We start from the raw sequence: 26,066 nt of genomic DNA on the forward strand, positions 1-26,066 counted from the left end.
CGGTCCCGGGGGTCTCGTGCTCGCGGTGGGTCAGCGGCTCTCGTCCACGGGGACCGGGCTCTCCCAGTCGTGGTCGACGGCCGTGATCCGCGGGTCCTTGGTGTCGCCGCGGCGACGCTTCGTGGCCGTCACGGCCGGGTCGCGCGTCAGGTCCTTCACCAGGGCCACGCACATCAGCACCATGATGACGAGGAACGGTGCGGCCGCGATGATCGTGATGTCCTGCAACGCTTCCAGGCCACCGGCGAAGAACAGCACGATCGCGACGAGCCCCATCAGCCCGCCCCAGAGCGCCACGAGCCACTTCTGCGGTTCGTCGACGCCGTAGGAGCTCAGCGAGCCCATGACGATGCTGGAGGCGTCGGCGCCGGAGACGAAGAAGATCGCGACGAGGAGGACGACCAGCACCGACGTGGCCCCGGCCCAGGGGAACTGCTGCAGGAACGTGAACATCTGCGACTCCTGGTTGGCGATGCCCGCGATGTCGGCACCCCCGGTGCCCTCGACGAACTTGCGCTGCAGGTCGATCGCCGCACCGCCCAGCACGGAGAACCAGACGAGGCTGACGGCGGTCGGGATGAGCATGACGCCGACGATGAACTCGCGGATGGTGCGGCCCTTGGAGATCTTGGCCAGGAAGGCGCCGACGAAGGGCGTCCACGACACCCACCACGCCCAGTAGAACAACGTCCAGGCGCTGAGCCAGTCGGTGCCGCCGAAGGCTCCCGTGCGGAAGGCCATGGTCGGCAGCGCCGCCAGGTAGTTCCCGGCGGAGGCCGGGATCAGGTTGAGCATGAAGACGGTCGGGCCCACGACGAAGAGGAAGAACAGCAGCACCAGGGCCAGCACCATGTTGGTGTTGGAGAGCCACTTGATGCCGCGCTCGATCCCGCTGATCGCGGACAGGATGAAGCAGACGGTCAGGACGGCGATGATGATCGCCTTCACGGTGGTGCTGTTCGGGATGCCGAAGACCTCGGTGAGGCCCCCGTTCATCTGGGCGGCGCCGAGGCCGAGGCTGACGGCCGAGCCGAACAGCGTCGCGAAGATCGCGAACACGTCGATGACCCGGGCCGCACCCTTGCCGCGCTTTCCGCGCAGCAGGGGGGCGAAGGCGGCGGAGAACCCGCCGGCCCGTTCCTTGCGGTAGCTGGAGTAGGCCAGGGCGAGACCCACGACGGCGTAGATCGCCCACGGGTGCAGACCCCAGTGGAAGAGCGAGTAGTTCATCGCCTCGCGCGCCGCGTCCTGAGAGCCGGCCTGCGCATCGTTCTGCGGGACGGTCATGAGGTGGGTGACGGGCTCGGTCACCCCGTAGAACATCAGCCCGATGCCCATGCCGGCGGAGAACATCATCGCGATCCACGACGCCCGGGAGTGCTCCGGGCGGTCCTCGTCGCGACCGAGGCGGATGCGGCCGAAGCGGCTGAAGGCCAGGACGAGGGCGAGGACCACGAAGCCGGTCGCGCCGAGCACGAAGGCCCAGCCGAAGTCACCGACGACGACCTCGAGGACGGCGTCCGCGCCGGACTTCAGCTGGGTCGGCCAGATCGTCCCCACGAGGAGGAAGAGCACGACCACACCCGCGGCGACGGCGAAGGTCTTCCGGTCGACGGGAGGGTTCTTCAGGCGAGCGAGGTCGCGGGCGCCCAGGGTGCCGTCGGGGGTGGGTGAAGACGTGCCGGATCGGTGTTCAGGCGGTGCGGACATGGCTCCGAGAGTGACACGAAATGACTAGCCGGAGCCAACCGGGCATGACCAGAACGAGTCATCCTTGCGGTGTCGTCGCAGGTCAGGGCGGTGCTGCCCGGTTCAAGCACCGGGGTTCGACGCGGGTGGCCACAGGCGCGGATAGACTGTGGTGTCAACCCTCCTTAGCGCCCGCGCTGCGATCCAGCTGCGGGCGGTCGAGACCCCCGAGAGCGGATCGAGAACTTCATGCCCTTGAGCACCCGCGAAGACCTGCGCAACGTCGCGATCGTCGCCCACGTCGACCACGGAAAGACGACGCTCGTCGACGCGATGCTCTGGCAGTCCGGCGCCTTCCGCGCCAACGCCGACGTCAACGAGCGAGTCATGGACTCCGGTGACCTCGAGCGCGAGAAGGGCATCACGATCCTCGCGAAGAACACCTCGGTCCGCTACAACGGCCCGGGGTCGCCCGAGGGCGGCATGACCATCAACATCATCGACACCCCCGGCCACGCCGACTTCGGTGGTGAGGTCGAGCGCGGCCTGTCGATGGTCGACGGTGTCGTCCTGCTCGTCGACGCCTCCGAGGGTCCGCTGCCGCAGACCCGCTTCGTGCTGCGCAAGGCGCTCGCGGCCGGCATGCCCGTCGTCATCCTCGTCAACAAGGTCGACCGCCCCGACGCGCGCATCAGCGCCGTCGTCGAGGAGACCATCGACCTGCTGCTCGACCTCGGCGGCGACGTCGAGGGCATCGACGTCGAGCGCCTCCTCGAGGTCCCCGTCGTCTACGCCTCGGCGAAGAACGGCCGCGCCTCGCTGAACCAGCCCGAGGACGGCGGTCTGCCGGACCACGAGGACCTCGTCCCGCTGTTCCAGACGATCATCGACACGATCCCCGCGCCGGTCTACGACCCCGAGACCCCGCTGCAGGCGCACGTCACCAACCTCGACGCCTCGCCGTTCCTCGGCCGCCTCGCGCTGCTGCGCATCTTCTCCGGTGAGCTGATCAAGGGCCAGCAGGTCGCGTGGTGCAAGCACGACGGCACCATCGAGCGGGTCAAGATCACCGAGCTCCTGGTCACCGAGGCCGTCACCCGCGTCCCCGGTGAGAAGGCCGGCCCCGGTGACATCGTCGCCGTCGCGGGCATCCCGGACATCACCATCGGCGAGACCCTGGCCGACCCGGACGACCCGCACCCGCTGCCGCTCATCACGGTCGACGAGCCCGCCATCTCGATGACCATCGGGATCAACACCTCCCCGATGGCCGGCCGGGTCAAGGGCGCGAAGGTCACCGCCCGTCTGGTGAAGGACCGCCTCGAGAAGGAACTGGTCGGCAACGTCTCGATCCGCGTCCTCCCGACCGAGCGTCCCGACGCGTGGGAGGTGCAGGGCCGCGGTGAGCTGGCGTTGGCCATCCTCGTCGAGCAGATGCGCCGCGAGGGCTACGAGCTGACCGTCGGCAAGCCGCAGGTCGTCACCCGCAAGGACGAGAACGGCAAGACCCTCGAACCCTTCGAGAACCTGACGATCGACTCCCCGGAGGAGTACCTGGGCGCGATCACCCAGCTGCTCGCCGCCCGCAAGGGCCGCATGGAGACGATGACCAACCACGGCACCGGCTGGGTGCGCATGGAGTTCTACGTCCCCTCGCGCGGGCTCATCGGCTTCCGCACCGAGTTCCTCACCGACACCCGCGGTACCGGCATCGCCCACGCGCTCTTCGCGCAGTACGACCACTGGGCCGGCGAGATCCGCACCCGTCAGTCCGGTTCGCTCGTCGCCGACCGCGCCGGGGCGGCCACCGCGTTCGCGATGACCAACCTGCAGGAACGCGGGCAGATGTTCATCGAGCCCACCTTCGAGGTGTACGAGGGCATGATCGTCGGCGAGAACTCCCGCGCCGACGACATGGACGTCAACATCACCAAGGAGAAGAAGCTCTCCAACATGCGTTCGTCCACCTCGGACGAGTTCGAGCGCCTCGTGCCCCCGCGTCACCTGTCGCTGGAGCAGTGCCTCGAGTTCTGCCGCGAGGACGAGTGCGTCGAGGTGACGCCGGAGTCCGTCCGCATCCGCAAGGTCGTCCTCGAGGCGAACATGCGCGCGAAGACGGCCTCCAAGGCCAAGAAGGCCTGACCGCAGCCTCCTCAGCGCTCGACCACCACCCCGCGGGGTGGTGGTCGAGCGCTTCTGCGATCACGGGGCAAACTGGGGCCATGACGACGACCCCGCGACCTCCCGAGCAGCCCGACGAGACGCCCGAGGGCGCCGCCGGCGCGGCGACGGCTGGACGGGACCCGCTGGAGATCGCCGCGGACCTCGTCGACGACGTCCTGGGCGAGCTGGACCCGGCCGACCTGGCGTCCATGGAGCAGCTGGACCAGCCCCGTCGGGTGCTCTTCGTGCACGCCCACCCCGACGACGAGACCATCGGCAGCGGCGCCACGATGGCCCGCTACGCCGAGGCAGGGGCGGGGGTCGTGCTGCTCACGGCGACGCGCGGTGAGCTGGGTGAGGTCATCCCGCCCGAGCTGGCGCACCTGACCCCGGACGAGCTCGCCGAGCACCGCACGGGCGAGCTGGCGACGGCCATGGAGGCCCTCGGCGTCACCGACCACCGCTTCCTGACCCGCGTCGACGGCAGCGGCTACCGCGACTCCGGGATGGTGTGGCTGGAGCCGGGTCGAGCGGGTCACGCGGCGCTGTCCGGAGACGACGTCGACCCGCGGTCGCTCGCGGCGGCCGATCCCGAGGAGGTCGCCGCCGACATCGCGACCGTCCTGCGCGAGGTCCGTCCGCAGGTCGTCGTGACCTACGAACCGGGCGGCGGCTACGGCCACCCCGACCACGTCCGGGTGCACGAGGCGACCATGCGCGCCCTCGTGCTCGCGGCGGGTGACCGACGCGACGGTGCCGCCCCGTGGCAGGTGGCGAAGGTCTACGAGATCGTCCAACCGGAGCAGCCCGTTCGGGAAGCCCTGCGTCGCCTGGCCGAGGCCGGTGCGGCGGGTGCGGGGGACCCGGACGGGCCGCTGCCGAGCGTCGTCGTGCCGGCCGGCGAGGTCACCACCGTCGTCGACGGGACCGGCCAGATCCCGGCCAAGATCGCGGCGCTCCGCGCCCACGCCACCCAGGTCAGCCTCGACCTCGACGGTGACGTCCCGGCCATGCGGCTCAGCAACGGTGTGCCGCAACCGATCTGGCCGTTCGAGCACTACCGCCTGGTGCACGGCGTGCCCGCCGGCCCCTTCGACGCCGACGGCCTCGAGACCGACCTCTTCGCCGGCGTCGCCCCCTCCTCCTGACCCCCCTCCGATCCGTGATCCCGCTGGGAATCCCAGCAGGATCCCGAATCGGGGGAGTGGTGTGTGTTCGGGGGATCACGCTCCGTTGCTCCAGGCGGGTGAACGCGATCGTCCGAACGCGTCACCGAGGGTGGTCGCCGGTAGCCATCGCCCGGACGACGGGGTTGGCTGGGACCACGTCCTGGCGCACCGGCCCGGACGTGACCGAGAGGAGCGGCCGTGGCTCACGTGAAGCACGCCCCGCGGACCGAGAAGGACCCCGAACGCGGCGCGCGTCCGCAGCCCCGCACCGGACGGGACAGCGCGGACGTCGGTCGCCAGCGCGAGCGCAACCGCCGCCGCCGCACCCGGTCGCTGCTCATGGTCGTGGCCCTGCTGCTGCTCGTCGTCGACCTGCGCCTGGCCTTCACCGGCTCGGTCCTGCCGCCGCTGCCGAGCGTCGACCCGATCTACGTCATGGTCTTCGTCTTCTTCCTCGCCATGATCGGCCTGCTCCTCGGGCAGACGCTGGTCTCCGGCCGCTCGCCGCACGTCGTCTACCGCCCCGAGCAGATCGACATCGGCCTCGACGACGTCAAGGGTCTGGCCGCGGTCAAGGAGGACGTCGAGCGCAGCCTCGACCTGTTCCTCGCGGCCCGCACCTTCCGGACGCAGATGGGCGGACGGCCCCGGCGCGGACTCCTGTTCGAGGGCTCGCCCGGCACCGGCAAGACGCACATGGCCAAGGCGATGGCCCGCGAGGCGGGCGTCCCCTTCCTCTTCGTCTCCGCGACCAGCTTCCAGTCGATGTGGTACGGCGCGACGGCCCGCAAGCTCCGCTCCTACTTCAAGGCCCTGCGCAAGGCGGCCCGTCGTGAGGGCGGCGCCATCGGGTTCATCGAGGAGATCGACGCCATCGCCGGCGCCCGCGGCGGGATGAGCGCCATGACGCCCGTGGACGCCGACGTCGCCACCGGGATCGTCGGCTGCGGGGGGCTCACCAACCTCGCGATGTCCTTCCCCGCCACGGGCCGGACGGCGCTGCGGACGGAACGCCTGGCCAGCAGCGAAGGCGCCAGCGGCGTCGTCAACGAACTGCTCGTGCAGATGCAGTCCTTCGACGAACCCACCACGTCCGAGCGGCTGCAGGGCTGGTTCGTCGACACCGCCAACCGGTTCCTGCCCCAGCACCGCCGGCTGCAGCGGCCGAAGAGCGAACCCGTCGAGATCCTGCTCATCGCCGCGACCAACCGCGCCGACTCCCTCGACCCGGCCCTGCTGCGTCCCGGCCGTTTCGACCGTCGGCTCAGCTTCGGCCTGCCGGACAAGGTCGGCCGCCGGGAGCTCGTCGACCACTTCCTGTCCCGCAAGGCCCACGAGGCCCCGCTCGACGAGGACGAACGTCGTGACGCGCTCGCCGGGATCACCAACGGGTACTCGCCGGTGATGATCGAGAGCCTGCTCGACGAGGCCCTCGTCAACGCCGTCCGTCGCGGTGCCGACGGGATGAACTGGAGCGACGTCGAGCAGGCCCGCCTGGTCACCGAGGTCGGCCTCGGCCAGCCCGTCGGCTACACCGACCACGAGGCGCGGCTCATCGCGACCCACGAAGCCGGACACGCTACGATCGCCTGGCTCGTCGCCCCGCAGCGCCGCCTCGAGGTCCTCACGATCATCAAGCGCGCCAACGCGTTGGGGCTGCTCGCCCACGGTGACGCCGAGGACGTCTACACCCGTTCCCGCAGCGAACTCGCCGGGCTGATCAAGATCGCCTTCGGCGGTCAGGTCGCCGAGGAGTTCTTCTTCGGCGACGTCTCGACCGGCCCGGCCGGCGACCTGCAGTCCGCGACGCAGGTCGCGGCGCAGATGGTCGGTTCGGCGGGCATGGCCGGGACCCTGGTCTCCTTCGCCGCCGTCCAGCAGGGCGCGTTCGCCGACGGGAACCTCGTCTCCCGCGTCCTCGGTGACTCCGAGGGGCGGCGGCTGGTGGAGAACCTGCTGACCGAGCAGAAGGAGTTCGTCCGCGAACTCATGGGCCGCAACCGCCACCTGGTGGCGGCGCTGCGCGACGCGCTGCTGGAACGGCACGAACTCATCGGTCACGAGATCACCGACGTGCTCGAGGCGGCGCAGGCCGCCCACGAGGCGCAGTCCGCACCGCAGTCCGCACCGCCGCGGGTCATCGACCTGCGCGACACCACCTCCGGCGTCGTCCGGGGGATCTAGAACTCGTCGGGGTCGTCGCCGCAGGAGGGGAGCGACGACCACGACGCAGGAACTCGCGCACCGTGGGAGGCCGGGGGGCCTCCGGGGGCGGTGGCGCGGGAACACAGGAACGGGAACGGTTGCTCCGGGGGGCTGGAGCAGGCGTTCCCGTTCTGCTATCCGCCGCGGCCCGATCGGCCACCCGCGGAGCGGGCTGGACCCTCCCTCCCCACCTGTGGTTCCCTGGTCCCAGGTCATGAGCGCCAGCGACAAGCCCCGGCTCGCTGGCCGGCAACCCTCCTCGTCGTGGGGTGCCCCGGGTGACGACCTGACCTGGTGCTCCGGCACGGGTAAGGACGCTGTCCCTCCCGTTCCGGAGGCCGACGCGTCCACGATCGAGGAGAGCTCCGTGAGCACCACCCTGGAACCCACTGTCGAACCCGATGTGCGGGAACGTTTCTCGCCGCTGCTGCAACGGATCGCGGCCGGCACCGTGACGCGCGAGCAGGACCACGAACTGCCACGGGACCAGGTCCGGGAACTCCTCGACGCCGGGTTCGGCCGGTTGCGCATCCCCGTCGAGGAGGGTGGTGGCGGTCTCGACCTCGTCGAGTTCACCGACCTGCTGGTCGACCTCGCGGCCGCCGACTCGAACCTGCCGCAGATCTTCCGCGGCCACATCGCCTGGGTGGAGCAGGTCCTGAGCCTGCCGGTGGGGGAGTACCGCTCGCGCTGGATCGCGCGGCTGGTGGCGGGGGAGATGGTCGGGAACTCCTGGAGCGAGGTCGGTGACGGGGTCACCGGCGAGCAGCAGACGATCGTCACCACCCGGGACGGGCGCACCGCGATCTCGGGCCGGAAGTACTACACGACCGGCACGATCTACGCCGACTGGACCGACGCGACCGCCCGCCGGCGGCTGCCGGACGGGACCCACGAGGTCGTGACCGCGCTGGTCCCCGTCCGGGGCCGGGGGGTTCGCGTCTCCGACGACTGGGACGGTTTCGGGCAGCAGCTCACCGGGACCGGGACCCTCGAGCTCGACGACGTCGAGATCGCCGCCGACGACGTCTCCCCGTTCACCACCCGGTTCCGCTACCAGACCGCGCTGTACCAACTCGTCCTGCTGGCCGTGCACGCCGGGATCGCCGCGGCGGTCGAACGCGACACCGGGCACGAGGTCCGCACCCGGACCCGCAGCTACACCCACGGGTTGGCCCCCCTCGTCAGGAACGACGCCCAGGTGCTGTCGGTGGCCGGCGAGATCTCCTCGATCGCGTTCACCGCCCGCTCCCTGACCCGCGCTGCGTCGCAGGCGGTCCAGTCCGCCGCCGACACGACACACCTGCCGGGGACGGAGGCGGACCGGGCGGCGAACGTCGAGGCCGAGATCCGGACCGCCCAGGCCCAGGTCGTGCTCTCGGAGTCCGTCCCGCGCGCCGCGACGCTGCTCTTCAACACCCTCGGCGCGTCGGGCACCTCGCGGGCCCGCGACCTCGACCGGCACTGGCGCAACGCCCGCACGGTCGCCTCGCACAACCCGGTGATCTACAAGCAGCGGATCGTCGGCGACTGGTCGGTCAACGGCACCGAACCGCCGTTCGTGTGGGACGTCGGCACCCACGCCTCGGTGGATCCCGCGGCCGGGCGCTAGGTCACACGAGTCCGCGCTCGACCATGCTCCGACCCGCCGCCTCGACGGCCTCGGAGGCGGGTCGGGGTGCCCACCCGAGCACTCGGCGGGCCTTCTCGTTCGAGGTCCGCTTCGCGTAGCCGAGGTCGGGCACCATGGCCCGCAACGCCGGGTCGGCGTCGGCGCCGGCCCGGACGACATCGTTCGGCAGGACCTGGGTGGGGACCCGGTCGGCGTCCGCCCCCAGGGCCGAGCGCAGGATCGCGGCGATCTCCGGGAACTCCAGGGTCGGGCCGTCGGAGAGCAGGAACCGCTGTCCGGCGGCCTCCGCGCTGCCGACGGCGAGGACGTGCGCGGCGGCGACGTCGCGCACGTCGACGATCGGGAAGAACAGGTGCGGCAGCGCCGGCACCGCGCCCGTCAGCAGACGCTGCACGATCTGGTTCGCGCCGGAGACGTCCTGCCCCACGACCGGTCCCATCACCGCCACCGGCAGCAGGGTGACGAGGTCCAGGCCGTTCGCGGCGGCGAACTCCCAGGCGGCGCGTTCGGCGAGGGTCTTGCTCCTGCCGTAGGCGTCGACGCCCGGGCCGTCGAGGACCGTCCAGTCCTCCTCGGTGAAGACGTGGTCGTCGTGCGGGTGGCCCCAGCTGACCGCGTGGAAGGCCGACGTCAGGACGATCCGACGAACCCCGGCGTCGCGGGCGGCGGCGAGCACCCGCAGCGTGCCCTCCCGGGCGGGGACGATCAGGTCGTCCTCGTCCTCGACGTGGCCGGGCCGGACGGGGGAGGCGACGTGCACGACGGTGTCGATGCCCGCCGTCGCGTCGGCCCAGCCCGCGTCCTCCAGCAGGTCCGCCGCGACGAAGGTCAGGTCCTCCCCGTGCGCCGTCCCGGCGCCCTGGAGCACGGCGCGCACGGCCGCCTCCCGACCGGGGGAGCGGATCGTGGTGCGGACCTCGTGGCCCTCGGCCAGGAGCTGCAGGATGCAGTGGCCGGCGATGAAGCCGGAACCGCCGGTGACGAGAACGCGGGTGGGCATGGGGACCTCCAGATCGGGTGACTGACGGCCACCACCGTCCGTCCGAGCAGCGTCCCGGGCCAGTACCGGCTCGCTCCTGGTAGTGGCACGACCAGGCAGGACCGTCGACCGGCTGCCTACCCTGGGGTGTGGCCGACAACCTGCTGGGCGACTTCCTGCGGGCCCGCCGCGAACTCGTCACCCCCGAGCAGGCCGGCATCCCGGTGCTCGGACGGCGGCGCGTGCCCGGTCTGCGCCGCGAGGAGGTCGCGATGCTGGCCGGGATCAGCGGCGAGTACTACCTGCGGCTGGAGCAGGGGAAGTACCGCAACCCGTCGGTGCAGATCCTCGAAGCGCTGGCCCGGGTGCTGCGGCTGGACGACGAGAGCCTCGAGCACCTGCTCGGCCTGGGCACGGAGCAACCGCGTCGCCGGCCGGTGCGGCGCGGGCAGCGCGAGACCGTCCCGCCCGGGATCCTGAAGTTCCTCGACGGGCTGGGGATGCCGGCCTTCGTCGAAGGACGCCACCTGGACGTGCTGGCGGCGAACCCGTTGGCGGCGGCCGTCTCCCCGCGGTTGGTGGCGGGTCGCAACCGGTTGCTCGACGTGTTCCTCGACCCCGACGAACGGGAGATGTTCCCGCAGTGGGAGCTGGTCACCGAGTTCCTCGTCGCGGTGTTCCGGCGGTCCGTGGGGACCGAGGAGGACCCGCGCAGCGTGGAACTCGTGGGGCAGTTGTCGTTGGCGAGTCCCAGGTTCCGCCGGTTGTGGGCCCGGCACGAGGTCCGCGGCAAGGGCGGCGCCCGGACGGTGCTGAACCACCCCGTCGTCGGGGAACTCACCCTCAACCGGGAGAAACTCCTCGTGGGGGAGGCCCCGCACCTCACCGTCGCCGTCTACCACGCCGACCGCGGCAGTGCGGACGCCGACAAGCTCGCCCTCCTCGCGCTTCAGGCGGAGGGCGCCACCCGGTAGTGGTAGCCGTGGTGGACGGTGAAACCCGTCCCCCCGTACAGCGCACGGGCGCCGGAGTTGTCGGCCTGCACCTGCAGGTAGGTCGAGGCCGCCCCGCGGTCGCGGGCCCAGTCGGCGACCTCGGCCAGCAGTCGCCGTCCGAGGCCCCGCCGCCGGTGCGAGGGGGCGGTCTCGACGGCCGTCACCCCGGCCCAGCCGGGGGAGAGGGAACCGCGGGCGATGGCGACGGTCTCGGTCCCGTCGAGGATGCGCAGGAACACCTGCTCGTCGGCGGAGACGAGGATGCGACGGCCGGCCGCGGGAACCGTCGGCGCTCCCTGGTAGTGGTACTGCGCCAGCCACGCGTCGTCGGGTTCCGGACGGGTCTCGACGTGCAGGCCGTCCGGGAGCGCGACCTCGCGCGCGGCGGGCAGGTCGTCCGTGGCGGCCGTCATGACCACCGTGGGGGTGCGGACGGTCCACCCGCGGGCGGTGAGGTCGTCGACCAGCGGGTCGCCCTCACCGAGACCGTCGGCGGGGTGTGCGACCGCGACCACCGCCGGCAGGCCGCGCTCGACGTAGAACCGTTCGACCCGCTCGACGGCGTCCGGCACCCCGGGGTCGCCGACGGCGAGGGCGGAGTTGGCGCGCCCGGTGAACCCCTCGCTCGCCCGCAACCGCCAGCCGCCGAGGTCGAGGCGCTCCAGCGGACGCCAGTGCTCCGCCATCACCCGCTCGAGGTCATCGGTGCCGATCGCGGTGTGCGGGGGGCCCTTGCGGGCCGGCGGTGGCGGGACGGCCTTGGCCGCGAGGACGTCCGCGCGGGCGAGCGTGACCTCGCCGCGCCGGGTCGCGACCCGCAGCGTGGTGTCGTCGGCGGCCACCAGGTCGCCCAGCGCGTCGGAGGCCGCACCGTCGGGGAGACGGTGTCGCACGACCACCCGGGACCCCACCTGCAGGTCCTCGATCACGTGCGTGCGGGTGACCTCGGCCACGTGCTTCCTCCAGCTGGCGATCCTCGTGCACGACGGTCGGCGTGCGTCGGCGATACTAGGCAGCGCGTCCGGCCGCCCGTCCGCCGGAGGAGGAGGACAACCCGTGACCTACGTCATCGCGCAGCCCTGCGTCGACGTCAAGGACAAGGCCTGCATCGAAGAGTGCCCGGTCGACTGCATCTACGAAGGCAAGCGATCGCTCTACATCCAGCCCGACGAGTGCGTGGACTGTGGAGCGTGCGAGCCCGTCTGCCCCGTCGAGGCGATCTACTACGAGGACGACGTCCCCGACCAGTGGTCCGCCTTCACCGCCGCCAACGTCGAGTTCTTCGACGTCGTCGGTTCGCCCGGTGGCGCCGCCAAGATGGGCGTCATCGACTCCGACCACCCGGTGGTCGCCGCGGTCCCGCCGCAGGGCGAAGGCCACTGAGGTGAGCGCGCCGACCCAGCAGCACCCGCCGCGCCGCCGGGTCGGCGCGTCCCTGCCCGACTTCCCCTGGGACTCCCTCGCGGGGGCCAAGGCCCTCGCGGCGGCCCATCCCGGGGGGATCGTCGACCTCTCGGTCGGCACCCCCGTCGACGCGACCCCCGAGGTCGTGGCCGAGGCGTTGCGCTCGGCCGCGAACGCCCCCGGGTACCCCCAGACCTACGGCACCGCCCCGCTGCGCGAAGCCGTCGCGGCCTGGTTCGCCCGACGCCGGGGTGTCGCGACCCTCGATCCCGACGGGGTCCTGCCCACGGTCGGTTCCAAGGAACTGGTCGCCTGGCTGCCCCTGCTCCTCGGCCTCGAGGCGGGTGACGTCGTCGCCCACCCGTCGGTCGCCTACCCCACCTACGACGTCGGGGCGCGCCTGGCCCGGGCCACCCCGCTGGGCGCCGACACCGTCGAGGAGCTCGACGCCGCCTGGGAGACCGGGTCCCGCATCCGGCTGCTCTGGCTGAACTCCCCGTCCAACCCGACCGGCGCGGTGCGCACGGTCGAGGAGCTCGCCGCCCTCGTCGCCTGGGCCCGGGCTCACGACGTGGTCGTGGCCTCCGACGAGTGCTACGCCGAACTCGGCTGGGACGAGGCGCACGACGTGACCCGCGGTGGTCTCGTGCCCTCCGTCCTCGACCCGCGGGTGTGTGACGGTGACCACACCGGACTGCTCGTCGCCTACTCCACCTCGAAGCAGTCGAACCTCGCCGGCTACCGCGCCGCGTTCGTGGCGGGTGACGTCGCGCTGGTGCGCGAACTGCTCGAACTGCGCAAGCACGCCGGGATGATCGTGCCCTGGCCTGTGCAGGTCGCCCTGCAGGCCGCGGTGAGCGACGACGCGCACGTCGCGGCGCAGCGCGAGCGCTACCGCGCCCGGCGCGACCTGCTGCGTCCGGCGTTGCAGCGCGCGGGATTCCGGGTCGACCACTCCGGAGCCGGGTTGTACCTCTGGAGCACCCGGGGGGAACCCAGCCGGACCACGATCGACCTGCTGGCGCAGCGGGGGATCCTCGCGGCCCCCGGGGACTTCTACGGACCGCCCGGGGCGCAGCACGTCCGGATCGCGCTGACGGCGACCGACGAACGCATCGCCGAGGTCCCCACCCGTCTGGCGGACCTCGCCTGACCGTGCCCACGCGGGTGTCCTCCACAGGTGTGACGGACCTGTGTTGGGCACCGTCGGCGGGGGCGGGTACGGTCGGCGACATGGTTGACTCCGTGACGCTGAAGCACGCAGGTGGGGAGCTCGACCTCCCCGTGACCCCTGCCACCGAGGGTGCTGCCGGCTTCGGCATCGGCAGTCTCCTCAAGGAGACCGGACTGGTCACCCTCGACTCCGGCTTCACCAACACCGCCTCCTGCACGTCGGCGGTCACCTACATCGACGGCGACGCCGGAATCCTGCGCTACCGCGGGTACCCCATCGAGCAGCTCGCCGAGAAGTCCACGTTCGTCGAGACGAGCTACCTGCTCATCTACGGGCACCTGCCCTCGGCGAGCGAGCTGTCCGGGTTCACCGAGCGGATCCAGCGGCACACGCTGCTGCACGAGGACCTCAAGCGGTTCTTCGACGGGTTCCCCCGCGACGCCCACCCCATGCCCGTGCTCTCCAGCGCCGTCAGCGCGCTGTCGACGTTCTACCCCAACTCCCTCAACCCCTTCGACGAGGAGCAGGTGGAACTCTCCACCATCCGCCTCCTCGCCAAGCTCCCGACGATCGCGGCCTACGCGCACCGCAAGTCGCTGGGCCAGCCCCTGCTCTACCCGGACAACCGCCTCGGTCTCGTCGAGAACTTCACCCGCCTCGCCTTCGGGAACCCGGCCGAGGACTACGAGGTCGATCCGGTGATGTCGAAGGCGCTGGACCAGCTTCTGATCCTGCACGCCGACCACGAGCAGAACTGCTCGACCTCGACGGTGCGTCTCGTCGGCTCCGGCCAGGCGAACCTCTTCGCCTCCGTCTCCGCCGGGATCCACGCCCTCTCCGGGCCGCTGCACGGTGGGGCGAACTCCGCCGTCCTCGACATGCTCGACGCCATCCGCACCTCCGACGACGACGTCGACACGTTCATGACGAAGGTCAAGAACAAGGAGAAGGGTGTGCGCCTGATGGGCTTCGGCCACCGGGTGTACAAGAACTACGACCCGCGCGCGGCGATCGTGAAGAAGACCGCCGACCAGATCCTCTCCGGCCTCGGCGTGCAGGACGAACTCCTCGAGATCGCCATGCGCCTGGAGGAGATCGCGCTGCACGACGACTACTTCGTCGAGCGCAAGCTCTACCCGAACGTGGACTTCTACACCGGCATCATCTACAAGGCCATGGGTTTCCCGACCAAGATGTTCACCGTGCTGTTCGCGCTCGGGCGTCTCCCCGGCTGGATCGCGCAGTGGCGCGAGATGATCAACGACCCCGCCACGAAGATCGGCCGTCCCCGCCAGGTGTACATCGGCGAGGGTGCGCGCGACTACACGGAGATCTCCGGCCGCTGACCCCACGCTCCAACTCCTGGGGAGTTTTCCACCCTTCGAAAGCTCCGGAAGGGTGGAAAACTCCCCACAAGTCTTTGCGCCGGGATCAGCCGACGCGGACCTCGACACCCCCGTCGGGCAGGCCGGTGGCGGTCTGCACCCAGCCGCGGCCCGAGGTGTCGCGGGTCCAGCGGTAGCCGTTCACGCTCACCTCGGTCACCGGGTGGGTGCCTGCGCTCGCGACGGCCCAGGCGGCGATCGCCCAGGCCGTGCGTCCGGCGTCGGTGCCCTCGACCTGGAACCGGAAACCCCGGCCGCCGGTCCCGGCCACGATCGACGGCGCCAGGGTCGTCACCTGGGCCGTGGCGGCGTCGGCGACCGACTGGGCGCTGGGGGTCAGCTGCTCGTCGCCCCCGACCTCGACGCCCACGTCGACGGAACGCAGGTGGCAGGTGAAACCGCGCGGGTCGTAGCCGGTCAGCGTCGAGGCCACGAGTCGGGCCTCGGGTTCGTGGTCGCCGTAGGCGAGGGGGAAACCGCTGCGCTGCACGCGTTGCGCCGCCTCGGTGACGGGCAGGTCGCGGTAGCCGTCGACCTTCTCCAGCGCGTCGTAGAACGCGTTGCTCGCGTAGACAGGGTCACGGACCTGCTCGGGGGTGCCCCAGCCCTGGGAGGGACGCTGCTGGAACAGCCCCAGGGAGTCGCGGTCGCCGTGGTCGAGGTTGCGCATGCCCGACTCCTGCACGATCGTCGCGACGGCGATGGTCGCCGCCCGGGCGGGCATGCCGCGCCGGACGGAGAGGCCCACGACGGTGGCGGCGTTCGCCGCCTGCTCCGGGGACATCGAGGTGGACTCCCCGTCGACGCTCGCCGAGCAGCGTTCGCGCACGACCGGGGCGTCCTCGTCGCGGGTGATCCACACCACCCCGGCCGTCGCGACCACCGCGACGACGGCGAGCGTGGTCACGAGTCGCAGACGCCGGGTGTGACGTCGTCCGGGGGAGGCGGGTCGGATGCGTCCGCGGGGGCTCGCGGGCACCTCAGTTGGCGTGCAGCGCGGGGTTGAGCTCGACCTTCACGCCCTTGCGGGGAAGGGCCTCGACCTGGCCGGAGACGGAGTTGCGGCGGAACAGCAGACCGTTCGCGCCGGACAGCGTGCGGGCGGAGACCACCCGGTCCGGGGCGCCGTCCTGGCCCAGCAGGGTCACCTTGGTGCCGGCCGTCACGTAGGTCCCGGCCTCCACCACGCAGTCGTCGCCCAGCGCGATGCCGGTGCCGGAGTTCGCGCCGAGCAGGGTGCGTTCGCCGATGCTCACGACCTCCTTGCCGCCACCGGACAGCGTCCCCATGATCGAGGCACCACCCCCGACGTCGGAACCGTCGCCGACGACGACCCCCGCGGAGATGCGGCCCTCGACCATCGACACCCCGACGGTGCCGGCGTTGAAGTTCACGAAACCCTCGTGCATGACCGTCGTGCCCGGGGCGAGGTGCGCGCCGAGCCGGACGCGGTCCGCGTCGGCGATCCGGACCCCGCTCGGCAGCACGTAGTCGACCATCCGCGGGAACTTGTCGATCCCGTAGACCGTCACCGGCCCGACGTTCGCGCGCAGCGCGAGGCGGGTGCGTTCGAAGTCCGTGACGGCGCAGGGGCCGTGGTTGGTCCACACCACGTTGGCGAGGACCCCGAACAGGCCGTCCAGCACGAGACCGTGCGGCGCCACCAGGCGGTGGGAGAGCAGGTGCAGGCGCAGGTAGGCGTCGGCGGTGTCGACCGGTGCGGAGTCCAGGTCGACCTCGGTGGTCACCACGCGCTGCTTGACCCGGCGGTGCGGGTCGGAGTCCTCGAGGGAGGCGAGCTCGGCCGGGACGCCGTAGGAACCGGTGTGCGGGTTGGGTCCGAGCTCGGGGAACGGGTACCAGACGTCGAGCACCGTGCCGTCGGCGGCGACGGTCGCGAGGCCGTGGCCCCAGGCGCGTCGTGGCTGCTGCTCGGGGCTGAGGACGGGGCTCTGCTCGCTCACCCACGTGACCCTACAAGCGCCCGGCCCCTCGGTCCGACGTCGCGCCGGAGGGCGTGGCTAGGGTGAAGCACGTGACCGCCCCCACCCTCGCGCTCGACCTCTCGCCCGCTTCCCCGGGAGCTGCGCCGGACGTCGTCGAGCTGACCCGCAGGGTCTGTGACATCCCCTCGGTGAGCGGCGACGAGACCGCCCTGGCCGACGCCGTCGAGGCGGCGCTGGGTGCCCTGCCCGGTCTCGAGGTCACCCGGGACGGTGACGCCGTCGTGGCGCGCACGACCCTCGGTCGCGCCGAGCGCGTGCTGCTCGCGGGGCACCTGGACACCGTGCCGCTGACCGACCCGCCGAACCTCCCGGTGCGCCGCGAGGTCCACCCGACCGAGGGGGACGTCCTGGTGGGGCGGGGGACCTGCGACATGAAGGGCGGCGTCGCCGTCCAGCTGGCCCTCGCCCGCCTGGTCGCCGACGCCGGGCCCGGCGCCCCGCGCGACGTCACCTTCGTCTTCTACGACCACGAGGAGGTGGAGGCCGCCAAGAACGGGCTCGCCCGACTGGCCCGCAACCACCCCCACCTGCTGGCCGCCGACTTCGCGATCCTGCTGGAACCGTCCTCCGCGGTCGTCGAGGGCGGCTGCAACGGGACCCTGCGCGCCGAGGTCACCACGAACGGCCGGGCCGCGCACTCGGCCCGGGCCTGGCGCGGGTCCAACGCCATCCACGCCGCCGCACCCGTCCTCGCCCGGCTGGCGGACTACGTCCCGCGCGAGGTGGAGGTCGAGGGGCTGGTCTTCCGCGAGGGTCTCAACGCCGTCGGCATCACCGGGGGTATCGCGGGCAACGTCGTCCCCGACCGCTGCGTCGTGACGGTGAACTACCGCTTCGCCCCCGCGATCGACGCTGCCGGGGCGGAGGCCCACGTGCGCGAGGTCTTCGCCGGCTTCGACGTGCGGGTCACCGACGCCGCCGACGGCGCGAAACCCGGGCTGCACCTGCCGGCGGCCGCCGACTTCGTGCGGCGGACGGGGACGACCCCGCTACCCAAGTACGGCTGGACGGACGTCGCCCGCTTCTCCGCGCTCGGTGTCCCGGCCGTGAACTACGGTCCGGGCGACAACGCGACCGCGCACGCCGACGACGAACGCTGCCGGACGGCGGAGGTCGAACAGTGCCTCGAGGTCCTCTCGGGCTGGTTGCTGGAGGGGGTGCAGTGAGCACGATCTGCTTGTACGGCAGTGCGTCCGGGGGCATCGACCCTGCGCACGTCGAACTCGCCGCGACCGTCGGGAGGCTCATCGGGGAACGCGGGCACGACCTCGTCTACGGCGGGGGCGGCACCTCCGTCATGGGGGCGGCCGAGGCCGCGGCCCGGGCCGCGGGGGCCCGGACCACCGGGGTCATGCCGCAGGCGCTCATGGACCTCGAACTCCCGCCCGAGGGGCTGAGCGAACTCGTCGTCACCGACGACATGCGCCAGCGCAAGGCGCAGATGGACGCCCGCGCCGACGCGTTCGTCGTCCTGCCCGGCGGGCTGGGCACGCTCGAGGAACTCTTCGAGATCTGGGTCGCGCGGACCATCGGCCTGCACACCAAACCCCTGGCGGTGCTGGACTCCGGCGGGCACTACGCGGGGTTGCGGACCTGGCTCGAGGGACTCGTGGCGACCGGTTTCGCCCGTCCGCTCGTCTTCGACTGCATCCTCTGGACCGACGACCCGCTGGCCGCCCTGGAGCACCTCGAGCAGGCCCCGCGCGAGCGGGTGTCGCTGCCGAGCTCCGAGATCGTGGGCACCTTCGTGGACTTCCCCAGCCAGCCGGGCGAGGACCGGCGGGAGTCCCCGACCGGGGGAGGCCCGTCGTGACGCTGGTGCTGCTGGTCCTGGTGCTGCTCGTCCTCGGTGTCGTGGTGGCCGTCGTCACCGGCCGGATCAGCGGCGGGATGGCTCCCGCCACCTCCACCCGGCCCTACCGCGGCCTGCCCGAAGGGCCGGTCCTGGCCACCGACGTCGACGCCGTCCGCTTCTCGCTGGGCGTCCGCGGGTACCGCATGGACGAGGTCGACGCCGTCCTGGACCGGCTGCGCGAGGAGATCCGAGAACGAGACGAGGAGCTGGCCGCGTGGCGAAGCGTCGAGGACTGACCCCCCGCACGATCGACTTCACCTCCCGGGTGGTCGTCACCGGCCGGGTCCGGCACGTCTTCGACGTCCTCACCGACTGGCCCCGCCAGACCGCGTGGGTCCCCTCGACCGTCGTGGCCCGCCCCGAGGGTGGACCCGTCGGTGTGGTGGGGGAGCGCTTCGTCGGCACCACGACGCTCGGGCCGATCGTCCTGGTCGACCCGATGGAGGTCGTGGCGTGGCAGGCGCCGGACGCGGACCGGCCGGGTCGGGTCTCCATCGTCAAGACCGGTGACGTGTTCGGCGGCACGGTCGAGATCGTCGTGTCCGCGGCCGCCGACCGCGGGCAGGTGCAGGTCGAGTGGACCGAGCACATCGTCGTCCGCCCGCGGGGTCTGGGGCTGCTCGTCGCCTGCGGTGGGCCGATCCCCGCCCTGGTCGGCCGCGCCGCCTTCGAGCTCGTGCTCCGAGCGGCCCGCGAGGACCTGTCGGGTCCTTCGTGACCGCTGCCGCCGTCCCCGCCCAGAGGCTCGGACTGCGGACCCGGCTGCTGCTGGGCTGGTTGCGCTCGCCGCCGGCGGTGCGGGTCCTCGTCGTCTACGCGCTGGCCCGGGTGTTCTCCGCGATCGTCCTCGCGGAGGTCGCCCGCTTCCAGGTGGCCAGCACCTGGACGCCCGCGCACCCCGGCTACGGCGACATGCTCGGGCTGTGGGACGCCACCTGGTACCGCCGGATCGCCGAGACGGGGTACCCGAGCGCGGTGCCCCTGGGGAGCACCGGTGACGTCCAGCAGTCGGCGCTGGCCTTCTACCCGCTGGCGCCCTTCCTGGCCCGGCTGCCCATGCTGCTCGGCCTGCCCTTCACCTGGGCCGGCTCGATCGTGTCGCTGGTGGCGGGGGCGGTCGCCGCGGTCGGGGTGCACACCCTCGTCCTGCGGGCGCTGGGCGAGCGGAGCACGCCGGCGGTGGCCCGCCGCGGAGCCTGGAGCGCCGCCGTGCTGTTCTGCGTCTCCCCGACGGCGCTGGTCTTCCAGGTGCCCTACACCGAGGGGCCCGCGCTCGCGCTGCTCGTCGTCTTCCTGGGCTGCCTGCAACGCGAGCGGTACCTGCCCGCCGTCCTGGTCGCCCTGCTGCTCGGGGTGACCAGGCCCGTCGCCGTGCCGTTGTCGGTCGTCGTCGTGGTGCACCTCGCGGTGCGCGGGTGGCGGGGTCGTCGGGCCGGCGCGGTGCTCGGTGGTCGGGAGGCGCTGCGGTGCCTGGTGCTGCTGGCCGCCTCCGGTGCGGCGGGTCTGCTGTGGCCCTTCGCCGCCGGGCGGATCGCCCACCGCCTCGACGCCTACACGGCGACGATGGGGGCCTGGCGGGTCGGGGGGCAGGTCGAGTTCCTCAAGCCGTGGTGGGGGATCTCGCAGTACGTCCTCGGCGACCACGCGGGGCCGCTGCTGCTGGTCGCCGGGGTGCTCGGCTACGCGGCGTGGCTGCTCTCGCGACGCACCGCCGTCCTGGGCCCCGAGCTGCGGGCGTGGTGCCTGGCCTACGTCGGCTACCTGCTCCTCGTCCTGGACCCGTTCACCAGTCTCTTCCGCTACCTGATCTTCCTCTTCCCCCTCGGCGGCCTGGTCGCGCTCCGGCCCCGCAGCCGCCCCGTCCTGCGCGCCTGGGTCGTCTGTTCCCTTGCCCTGCAGGTGGTCTGGATCGCCTGGCTGTGGCGGTTCTCGCCCCCCGCCGACTGGCCACCGTGATCGTCGTCCCCGCAGCGCCCGGGTGGCCCCGAGATCACCGGTGAGCCCCTGCGCCCACCAGGGGGTCCCGGTGGGGGATGATGGACGCCTACACGCCGACCGCAGCACCCGGCCGCGGGCCCGGCGCGAGCACGAGACGACGAGAGGGAGCACGCCGATGGCGGCCATGAAGCCGAGGACCGGGGACGGTCCGCTGGAGGTCACCAAGGAAGGGCGCGGCATCGTCCTTCGCATGCCGCTGGAAGGCGGTGGTCGTCTCGTGGTCGAGATGACGCCCGACGAAGCCAAAGCCCTCGGAGAGGCCATCACCTCGGTCGTGGGCTGAGGCACGGACGCGGGGCGGGCACCAGGGGTGCCCGCCCCGCGTCGTCCAGCACCAGATCGCCGCACGAGAGTCAGGACGACACCGTGAGCACGCCGACCACCTCCGCCGCCCCCGACGTGCGGCGCTGGACCCCACCCGTCGTCGAGGTGCGCCGCGGCACCCTGATCTCGGCCGACCTGTCCGGGGTGAGCGTCCTGGCCGTGGCCGTCGCCCCCGGTGAGGGGGACGACGCACCGCTGCAGCCGCGTCCCGGCGCCGCCGACGCCGCTGTCCGGTACGGCATCGACCTGACCGCGCTCTGCGCCGCCGAGAAGGTCAGCGGCAAGGCGGCGACCACGACCCGCCTGCCCGTCCCCGCCCCCGAGGGCAGCCCGCAGCGGCTGGTCGTCGTCGGTGTCGGGGACTCCTCCACCACCTCCCTGCGACGCAGCGGGGCGGCGCTCGCCCGCGCCGCGAGCACCGGTGACGTCGCGACGACGCTCGCGGACGGCGTCGGGTCGGCCGGCACGCGGGCGTTCGTCGAGGGCTTCCTGCTCGCCTCGTACTCGCCTCCCGTGACGGGCCGCAAGGCCGCGGCCGAGGCCCCCGTGCGCCGGCTGGTCCTGCTCGGCGAGGTCGCCGTGGCCGACGTCCGGCACGCCGAGGTGACCGCGGGCGCGACGATCCTGACCCGCGACCTCGCCGCGACCCCGTCGAACCTCAAGGACCCCGCGTGGATGGTCGCGCAGGTGCACGAGGTCGCCGCCCCGCTGCGCCTGAAGGTCGAGGTCCGCGACGTCGACCGGCTGCGCCGCGAGGGGTTCGGGGGGCTCGTCGCCGTCGGTGCGGGCTCCGCCTCCGACCCCGCGCTGGTGCAGGTCGGCTGGACGCCCCGCGCCCGCGCCGGCGTCCCGCACGTCGTGCTGGTCGGCAAGGGGATCACCTTCGACACCGGTGGCCTGGGCCTCAAACCCCGCGAGTCGATGGTCGCCATGAAGACCGACATGGCCGGCTCGGCCGCCGTGCTGGCGGCCGTCGCGGCCGTCGCGGCGCTGAAGCTCCCGATCAGGGTCACGGGCCTGCTGGCGCTGGCGGAGAACGCCCTCGGGGCCTCCTCCTACCGACCGGGCGACGTCGTGAGGCACTACGGCGGGCGCACCACCGAGGTGAACAACACCGACGCCGAGGGCCGCATGGTCCTCGCCGACGCGATGGCCTACGCCGACGCGACCATGGACCCCGACGTGATCGTCGACATCGCGACCCTCACCGGTGCGGCCGGCCTCGCCCTCGGCAAGCGGCACGCCGCGCTCTTCGCGAGCGACGACGCCCTCGCGGCCGAGCTGTCGGCCGCGGCCGAGGGCACCGGCGAGCGGGTGTGGCGGATGCCCCTCGTGGACGACTACCTGCCGGCGATCGCCTCCGACCTCGCCGACGCCCGTCAGGTCTCCACGACCCCCGGCCTCGGCGCGGGCGCGATCATCGCGGCGCTGTTCCTGCGCCCCTTCGTCGGTGAGCGGCGCTGGGCCCACCTCGACATCGCCGGGACCGGGCGGGCCGACGGCAACGAGCACGAGGTCACGCGCGGGGCGACGGGGTTCGGTGCGCGGCTGCTCGTGGAGTGGCTGGAAGGCCTCGCGCGCGCCTGAGCAGCCCTGGCGCGGCGGCGGTCAGCCGTGCTTGACGGCGAGCAGCAGACCGTCGCCGGTCGGCAGCAGCGAGGGGTACCAGTGACCGTCCTCGAGGACCGTCCGCCCGACCTCGCGCAGGGCGACGGTCGAGGCGTCGCGGGCGGCCGGGTCGGTGACCCGGCCGTGCCAGAGGGCGTCGTCGACGACGAGGAGGCCGCCGGGGCGCAGCAGGCGGAAGGCCTGCTCGAGGTAGGCGGAGTACTCGCGCTCGTCGCCGTCGAGCAGGACGAGGTCGTAGGCGCCGTCGGTGAGGCGGGGGAGCACCTCGAGGGCGCGGCCGTTGATGAGGCGGGCCCGGTTGGGGCGGATCCCGTCGTCGGCCACGGTCTCCCGGGCGGCGCGCTGCGCTTCGCCGTCGGAGTCGATGGTGGTCACGACGCCGTCCTCGCCCATGCCGCGGAGCAGGCTGATGGTGGAGACGCCGGTGCCGGTGCCCACCTCGACGACGGTGCGGGCGCGGGTCGCGGCGGTCAGGACGGTCAGGACCGCGGCGACGCCGGGGGAGACGGGGTCGACGCCCAGGTCGGCGGCGCGGGCACGGGCCCGCTGCAGCACCTCGTCCTCGGGCACGAACTGCTCGGTGTAGGCCCAGCTGACGGGCTGCTTGGGCGGGCGGGACGTGGGCGTCGGCACGTGCGCAATGTAGTGCACGCCGCGATCTCACCCCGAGTGCTCGCCCCGCAACTCGCCGTGCACGAGAGTGGGGAGGACGGGTGAAGGGCACCGCCCAGGGGTGGGGTGGGAACTGCGCAGGTCAGACCTCCGTTGGAGCTTGTGACGCCGACCGGATGGATGTCCCGGTGGCGACTGGCTCGAGCGTGAGGAGTGGGAGACCATGGGAGCAGTGGCGGTGCCGTTCGCGGCCCCCTTCCCCGCCCGTTCCAGGAGGAACCCCGTGAGCGACGACACCGGCGACACCGCCGGGCGGTCCGTTCCACCGGCGATCGACCCGGCGGCGCTGTCGCCGTCGGCCGCGGCCTCGACGTGGGTCCCCCCCACCTGGGAGGAGGTCGTCCGCGACCACTCCGCCCGGGTCTACCGGCTGGCCTACCGCCTGACGGGGAACCGGCACGACGCCGAGGACCTCACCCAGGAGGTGTTCGTCCGCGTGTTCCGCTCGCTGTCGAACTACCAGCCCGGTACGTTCGAGGGCTGGCTGCACCGGATCACGACCAACCTCTTCCTGGACCAGGTGCGGCGCAAGCAGCGCATCCGCTTCGACGCGCTCGCGGACGACGTCAACGACAAGCTGCCCAGCACCGACGTCGGTCCCGAGCGCGCCTTCGAGCACCGCAACCTCGACGACGACGTGCAGAAGGCGCTCGACGCGCTGCCGCCGGACTTCCGCGCCGTCGTCGTCCTCTGCGACATCGAGGGCCTCTCCTACGAGGAGATCGCGGCGACGCTGGGCGTCAAGCTCGGCACCGTCCGCTCCCGCATCCACCGGGGTCGCGCCCAGCTGCGCGCCGCCCTCGCCCACCGCGCTCCCCGGCCCACCCCGCCGGGCGCGCCGCAGTTCGCCTACGGAGAGGACGGCTCGTGAGCGGAGCGCACCTCGGCGCGCGGGTCAGCCCGCTGGTCGACGGTCGGCTCGCCGCGGACGCCGAAGCCCGTGCTGCGGAGCACCTGCGCGGGTGCAGCGAGTGCGCCGACGCCGTCGAGACCGAACGCCTCGTCCGGGCGCGGGTCCAGGCCCTCGGCGTCCCGCAGATGTCCGACGACCTGGTGACCCGGCTGCTCGACATCGGCGGGCCCTCCGGCCCGCTGCACCCGCGCGACAAGCCGATGGCCGTGCCGGCCCGGCCCGTCGTCGGGGTCGCCCCGCCCTCGCGCACCGATGCCCGTCGCACCCCCGGATCGCGGGGTCCCGGTGCCCGTGAGGTCGTCCGCCGCGCCCGCCGTCGCCCCGTGGCGGCCGCGTTGGCCGGGACCTTCTCCCTCCTCGGAGCGGGGATCGTCGGGGTCCTCGTCCTGGGCGGGATGCCCGGGGGGAGTTCCCAGGCGCCCGTCGCCGAACTGCGCACCACGCCGTCGGCCGCGCCGTCGGAGGTTCCCGTGAGCCGCCAGGTGCCCTCGGTGAGCCCCTCGGTGAGCGCGAGCACGACGCCCGGCGCGAGCGCACCGGCGAACGCCACACCCTGATGGCCACCCCGTCCCCACCCGGGGGTGGCTGGGACCGACCGCAGGAGGGCGCGCACCAGCCCCCGCCCGCCCGCGACCCCTGGTCGGGGCCACCCACGAGCCCCGTCCCGATCCCGGGTGAGCAGGGCTGGTGGCAGCCCCCGGCGGGGCACGACGCCTTCCCGCCGCAGGCTCCCTCGGACCCCCACACCGCACCGCCCGCAGCTGCTCCCCGACGTGGATCGCCCGCCCGCTGGATCGGGGCGGGCAGTGCCGTCCTGGTCCTCGGCGTGGTCGGTGGCTTCGCCGGTGGGTTGGTGCAGGACGAGCTCTCCGACTCCGACGCGACCTACCCCAGCGTCGCGATCGCGTCCCCGTCGGCGGGCAGCACCGAACGTCCCGCGGGGTCCGTCGCCGGGATCGCCGCGGCCGCGCTGCCCAGCGTCGTCGCCCTCCAGGTCGAGGGCCAGGACGGCTTCGGGACCGGTTCGGGGTTCGTCCTCGAGACCTCCGCCGGGCAGGGGACCTTCATCCTCACCAACAACCACGTCGTCGCGGGTGCGCTCGACGACGGCGTGACGGTCGTCTTCGAGGACGGGGTGCAGGTGAGCGGTGACGTCGTCGGGGCCGACACCTCCTACGACCTCGCCGTCGTGCGCGTCGAGCGCACCGGGCTGCGGGCGCTGCCCTTTGGGGACTCCGCGGGCGTCGTCGTGGGTGACCCCGTCGTGGCCGTGGGGGCCCCGCTGGGGCTCCAGGGGACGGTGACCGAGGGGATCGTCTCGGCGCTCAACCGGCCCGTCACGGCGGGCGACGGGGGTGGCGACTCCTCCTACATCCAGGCCATCCAGACCGACGCCGCGATCAACCCCGGCAACTCGGGTGGCCCGTTGCTCAACTCCACGGGCCAGGTGGTCGGCATCAACTCCGCCATCGCCAGCCTGCCGGGCGCCGGCGGAGCGACGACGACGGGCAGCATCGGCCTCGGCTTCTCGATCCCCTCGCAGCAGGCGCGCCGCACGGCCGAGCAGCTCATCCGGACCGGCCGGGCGGTGCACCCGATCATCGGCGTGTCCCTCGACAACTCCTACACCGGCGAGGGCGTGCAGATCGTGGACGCCGCGGGCGCCGTCACCGCCGGTGGTCCGGGAGAGCGCGCGGACCTGCGACCGGGCGACGTCGTGCTCTCGATCGACGGTCGCCCGGTGACCGTGGCGGTCGAGCTCATCGTGGACATCCGGGCCCGGGAACCCGGCGAAGTGGTGGTCCTGAGCGTCCGCAGGGACGGTCGGACCATGGACGTGCCTGTCACTCTCGACGCCGACGGTTAGGATCGC

Annotated in this window: 24 protein-coding genes and 1 riboswitch; of the genes, 18 read left to right on the forward strand and 6 right to left on the reverse strand. The window is 72.8% G+C overall.

Annotated features, from left to right (window positions below):
* Positions 1-30 precede the first annotated feature (30 nt).
* Positions 31-1,710: a BCCT family transporter gene (locus SJY07_RS20240; protein ID WP_380161355.1), complete on the reverse strand. Its 1,680-nt coding sequence runs from the start codon at positions 1,708-1,710 to the stop codon at positions 31-33.
* Positions 1,711-1,938: 228 nt separating this feature from the next.
* Between SJY07_RS20240 and typA the strand changes: the two genes are divergently transcribed.
* From typA to SJY07_RS20260, 4 genes are all read left to right on the forward strand, one after another.
* Positions 1,939-3,831: a translational GTPase TypA gene (typA, locus tag SJY07_RS20245; protein WP_380161356.1), complete on the forward strand. Its 1,893-nt coding sequence runs from the start codon at positions 1,939-1,941 to the stop codon at positions 3,829-3,831.
* 230 nt (positions 3,832-4,061) lie between these two features.
* On the forward strand, positions 4,062-5,000 hold the full coding sequence (gene mshB / locus SJY07_RS20250; protein WP_380162437.1) for an N-acetyl-1-D-myo-inositol-2-amino-2-deoxy-alpha-D-glucopyranoside deacetylase: 939 nt from the start codon (positions 4,062-4,064) through the stop codon (positions 4,998-5,000).
* Between the two features lie 219 nt (positions 5,001-5,219).
* Entirely contained in the window at positions 5,220-7,205 is a 1,986-nt protein-coding gene (locus SJY07_RS20255; RefSeq protein WP_380161357.1) for an AAA family ATPase, read from the forward strand.
* Positions 7,206-7,436: 231 nt separating this feature from the next.
* Positions 7,437-7,547, forward strand: a riboswitch (SAM riboswitch).
* A 46-nt stretch (positions 7,548-7,593) separates the two neighbouring features.
* A complete protein-coding gene (locus tag SJY07_RS20260) occupies positions 7,594-8,838 on the forward strand; it encodes an acyl-CoA dehydrogenase family protein (protein ID WP_380161358.1) in 1,245 nt (414 codons plus the stop codon).
* 1 nt (position 8,839) lies between these two features.
* Here the strand turns inward: SJY07_RS20260 and SJY07_RS20265 are convergent, their stop codons facing one another.
* Complete coding sequence (locus SJY07_RS20265; RefSeq protein WP_380161359.1) at positions 8,840-9,859, reverse strand: NAD-dependent epimerase/dehydratase family protein; 1,020 nt, start codon at positions 9,857-9,859, stop codon at positions 8,840-8,842.
* A gap of 128 nt (positions 9,860-9,987) precedes the next feature.
* On the opposite strand from SJY07_RS20265, the gene SJY07_RS20270 reads away from it, so the two are divergent.
* A complete protein-coding gene (locus SJY07_RS20270; protein WP_328292408.1) occupies positions 9,988-10,812 on the forward strand; it encodes a helix-turn-helix transcriptional regulator in 825 nt (274 codons plus the stop codon).
* Here SJY07_RS20270 and SJY07_RS20275 read toward each other — a convergent pair.
* A complete protein-coding gene (locus SJY07_RS20275; protein WP_380161360.1) occupies positions 10,788-11,786 on the reverse strand; it encodes a GNAT family N-acetyltransferase in 999 nt (332 codons plus the stop codon). The genes SJY07_RS20270 and SJY07_RS20275 overlap by 25 nt on opposite strands.
* Before the next feature lie 103 nt (positions 11,787-11,889).
* Here SJY07_RS20275 and fdxA point away from each other — a divergent pair, with 103 nt between their 5' ends.
* The 3 genes from fdxA to SJY07_RS20290 all read left to right on the forward strand — a co-directional run bounded on the left by fdxA (position 11,890) and on the right by SJY07_RS20290 (position 14,757).
* Entirely contained in the window at positions 11,890-12,216 is a 327-nt protein-coding gene (gene fdxA / locus SJY07_RS20280) for a ferredoxin (protein ID WP_328292406.1), read from the forward strand.
* Between the two features lies 1 nt (position 12,217).
* Positions 12,218-13,390, forward strand: a complete 1,173-nt coding sequence (gene dapC, locus SJY07_RS20285) for a succinyldiaminopimelate transaminase (protein ID WP_380161361.1) — start codon at positions 12,218-12,220, stop codon at positions 13,388-13,390.
* Between the two features lie 80 nt (positions 13,391-13,470).
* Positions 13,471-14,757, forward strand: coding sequence for a citrate synthase (locus tag SJY07_RS20290; protein ID WP_328292404.1), 1,287 nt, complete (start codon positions 13,471-13,473; stop codon positions 14,755-14,757).
* A gap of 85 nt (positions 14,758-14,842) precedes the next feature.
* Here the strand turns inward: SJY07_RS20290 and SJY07_RS20295 are convergent, their stop codons facing one another.
* Positions 14,843-15,703, reverse strand: a complete 861-nt coding sequence (locus SJY07_RS20295; protein WP_328292403.1) for a hypothetical protein — start codon at positions 15,701-15,703, stop codon at positions 14,843-14,845.
* Between the two features lie 73 nt (positions 15,704-15,776).
* Positions 15,777-16,760: a 2,3,4,5-tetrahydropyridine-2,6-dicarboxylate N-succinyltransferase gene (gene dapD / locus SJY07_RS20300; protein WP_380161362.1), complete on the reverse strand. Its 984-nt coding sequence runs from the start codon at positions 16,758-16,760 to the stop codon at positions 15,777-15,779.
* Positions 16,761-16,831: 71 nt separating this feature from the next.
* Here dapD and dapE point away from each other — a divergent pair, with 71 nt between their 5' ends.
* The 7 genes from dapE (at position 16,832) to SJY07_RS20335 (ending at position 22,566) form a co-directional block, all read left to right on the forward strand.
* On the forward strand, positions 16,832-17,968 hold the full coding sequence (dapE, locus tag SJY07_RS20305; RefSeq protein WP_380161363.1) for a succinyl-diaminopimelate desuccinylase: 1,137 nt from the start codon (positions 16,832-16,834) through the stop codon (positions 17,966-17,968).
* Positions 17,965-18,615 (forward strand): TIGR00730 family Rossman fold protein, encoded by a 651-nt coding sequence (locus SJY07_RS20310; RefSeq protein WP_328292400.1) that lies wholly within the window; start codon positions 17,965-17,967, stop codon positions 18,613-18,615. Before dapE ends, SJY07_RS20310 begins: the two co-directional genes overlap by 4 nt.
* Positions 18,612-18,893, forward strand: coding sequence for a DivIVA domain-containing protein (locus SJY07_RS20315; RefSeq protein ID WP_380161364.1), 282 nt, complete (start codon positions 18,612-18,614; stop codon positions 18,891-18,893). Before SJY07_RS20310 ends, SJY07_RS20315 begins: the two co-directional genes overlap by 4 nt.
* Entirely contained in the window at positions 18,872-19,375 is a 504-nt protein-coding gene (locus SJY07_RS20320; RefSeq protein ID WP_328292398.1) for an SRPBCC family protein, read from the forward strand. Before SJY07_RS20315 ends, SJY07_RS20320 begins: the two co-directional genes overlap by 22 nt.
* Positions 19,372-20,613, forward strand: coding sequence for a hypothetical protein (locus SJY07_RS20325; protein ID WP_380161365.1), 1,242 nt, complete (start codon positions 19,372-19,374; stop codon positions 20,611-20,613). The genes SJY07_RS20320 and SJY07_RS20325 overlap by 4 nt, the downstream gene beginning before the upstream one ends.
* 157 nt (positions 20,614-20,770) lie before the next feature.
* On the forward strand, positions 20,771-20,938 hold the full coding sequence (locus tag SJY07_RS20330) for a DUF3117 domain-containing protein (protein ID WP_106210338.1): 168 nt from the start codon (positions 20,771-20,773) through the stop codon (positions 20,936-20,938).
* An 83-nt stretch (positions 20,939-21,021) separates the two neighbouring features.
* Complete coding sequence (locus SJY07_RS20335; RefSeq protein WP_380161366.1) at positions 21,022-22,566, forward strand: leucyl aminopeptidase family protein; 1,545 nt, start codon at positions 21,022-21,024, stop codon at positions 22,564-22,566.
* A gap of 21 nt (positions 22,567-22,587) precedes the next feature.
* Here SJY07_RS20335 and SJY07_RS20340 read toward each other — a convergent pair whose 3' ends face one another.
* Entirely contained in the window at positions 22,588-23,241 is a 654-nt protein-coding gene (locus tag SJY07_RS20340; protein WP_328292395.1) for an O-methyltransferase, read from the reverse strand.
* Between the two features lie 202 nt (positions 23,242-23,443).
* Between SJY07_RS20340 and sigE the strand changes: the two genes are divergently transcribed.
* Genes sigE through SJY07_RS20355 form a run of 3 tightly spaced genes read left to right on the forward strand, consistent with a single transcriptional unit; the run spans position 23,444 to position 26,060 of the window.
* Positions 23,444-24,151, forward strand: coding sequence for an RNA polymerase sigma factor SigE (sigE, locus tag SJY07_RS20345; RefSeq protein WP_380161367.1), 708 nt, complete (start codon positions 23,444-23,446; stop codon positions 24,149-24,151).
* On the forward strand, positions 24,148-24,750 hold the full coding sequence (locus SJY07_RS20350) for a hypothetical protein (RefSeq protein ID WP_328292393.1): 603 nt from the start codon (positions 24,148-24,150) through the stop codon (positions 24,748-24,750). Before sigE ends, SJY07_RS20350 begins: the two co-directional genes overlap by 4 nt.
* Complete coding sequence (locus tag SJY07_RS20355; RefSeq protein ID WP_380161368.1) at positions 24,750-26,060, forward strand: S1C family serine protease; 1,311 nt, start codon at positions 24,750-24,752, stop codon at positions 26,058-26,060. Before SJY07_RS20350 ends, SJY07_RS20355 begins: the two co-directional genes overlap by 1 nt.
* Positions 26,061-26,066 lie beyond the last annotated feature (6 nt).

This window comes from Kineococcus sp. R86509, assembly GCF_042466365.1.
In the GTDB taxonomy this organism is placed as follows: Bacteria; Actinomycetota; Actinomycetes; order Actinomycetales; family Kineococcaceae; genus Kineococcus.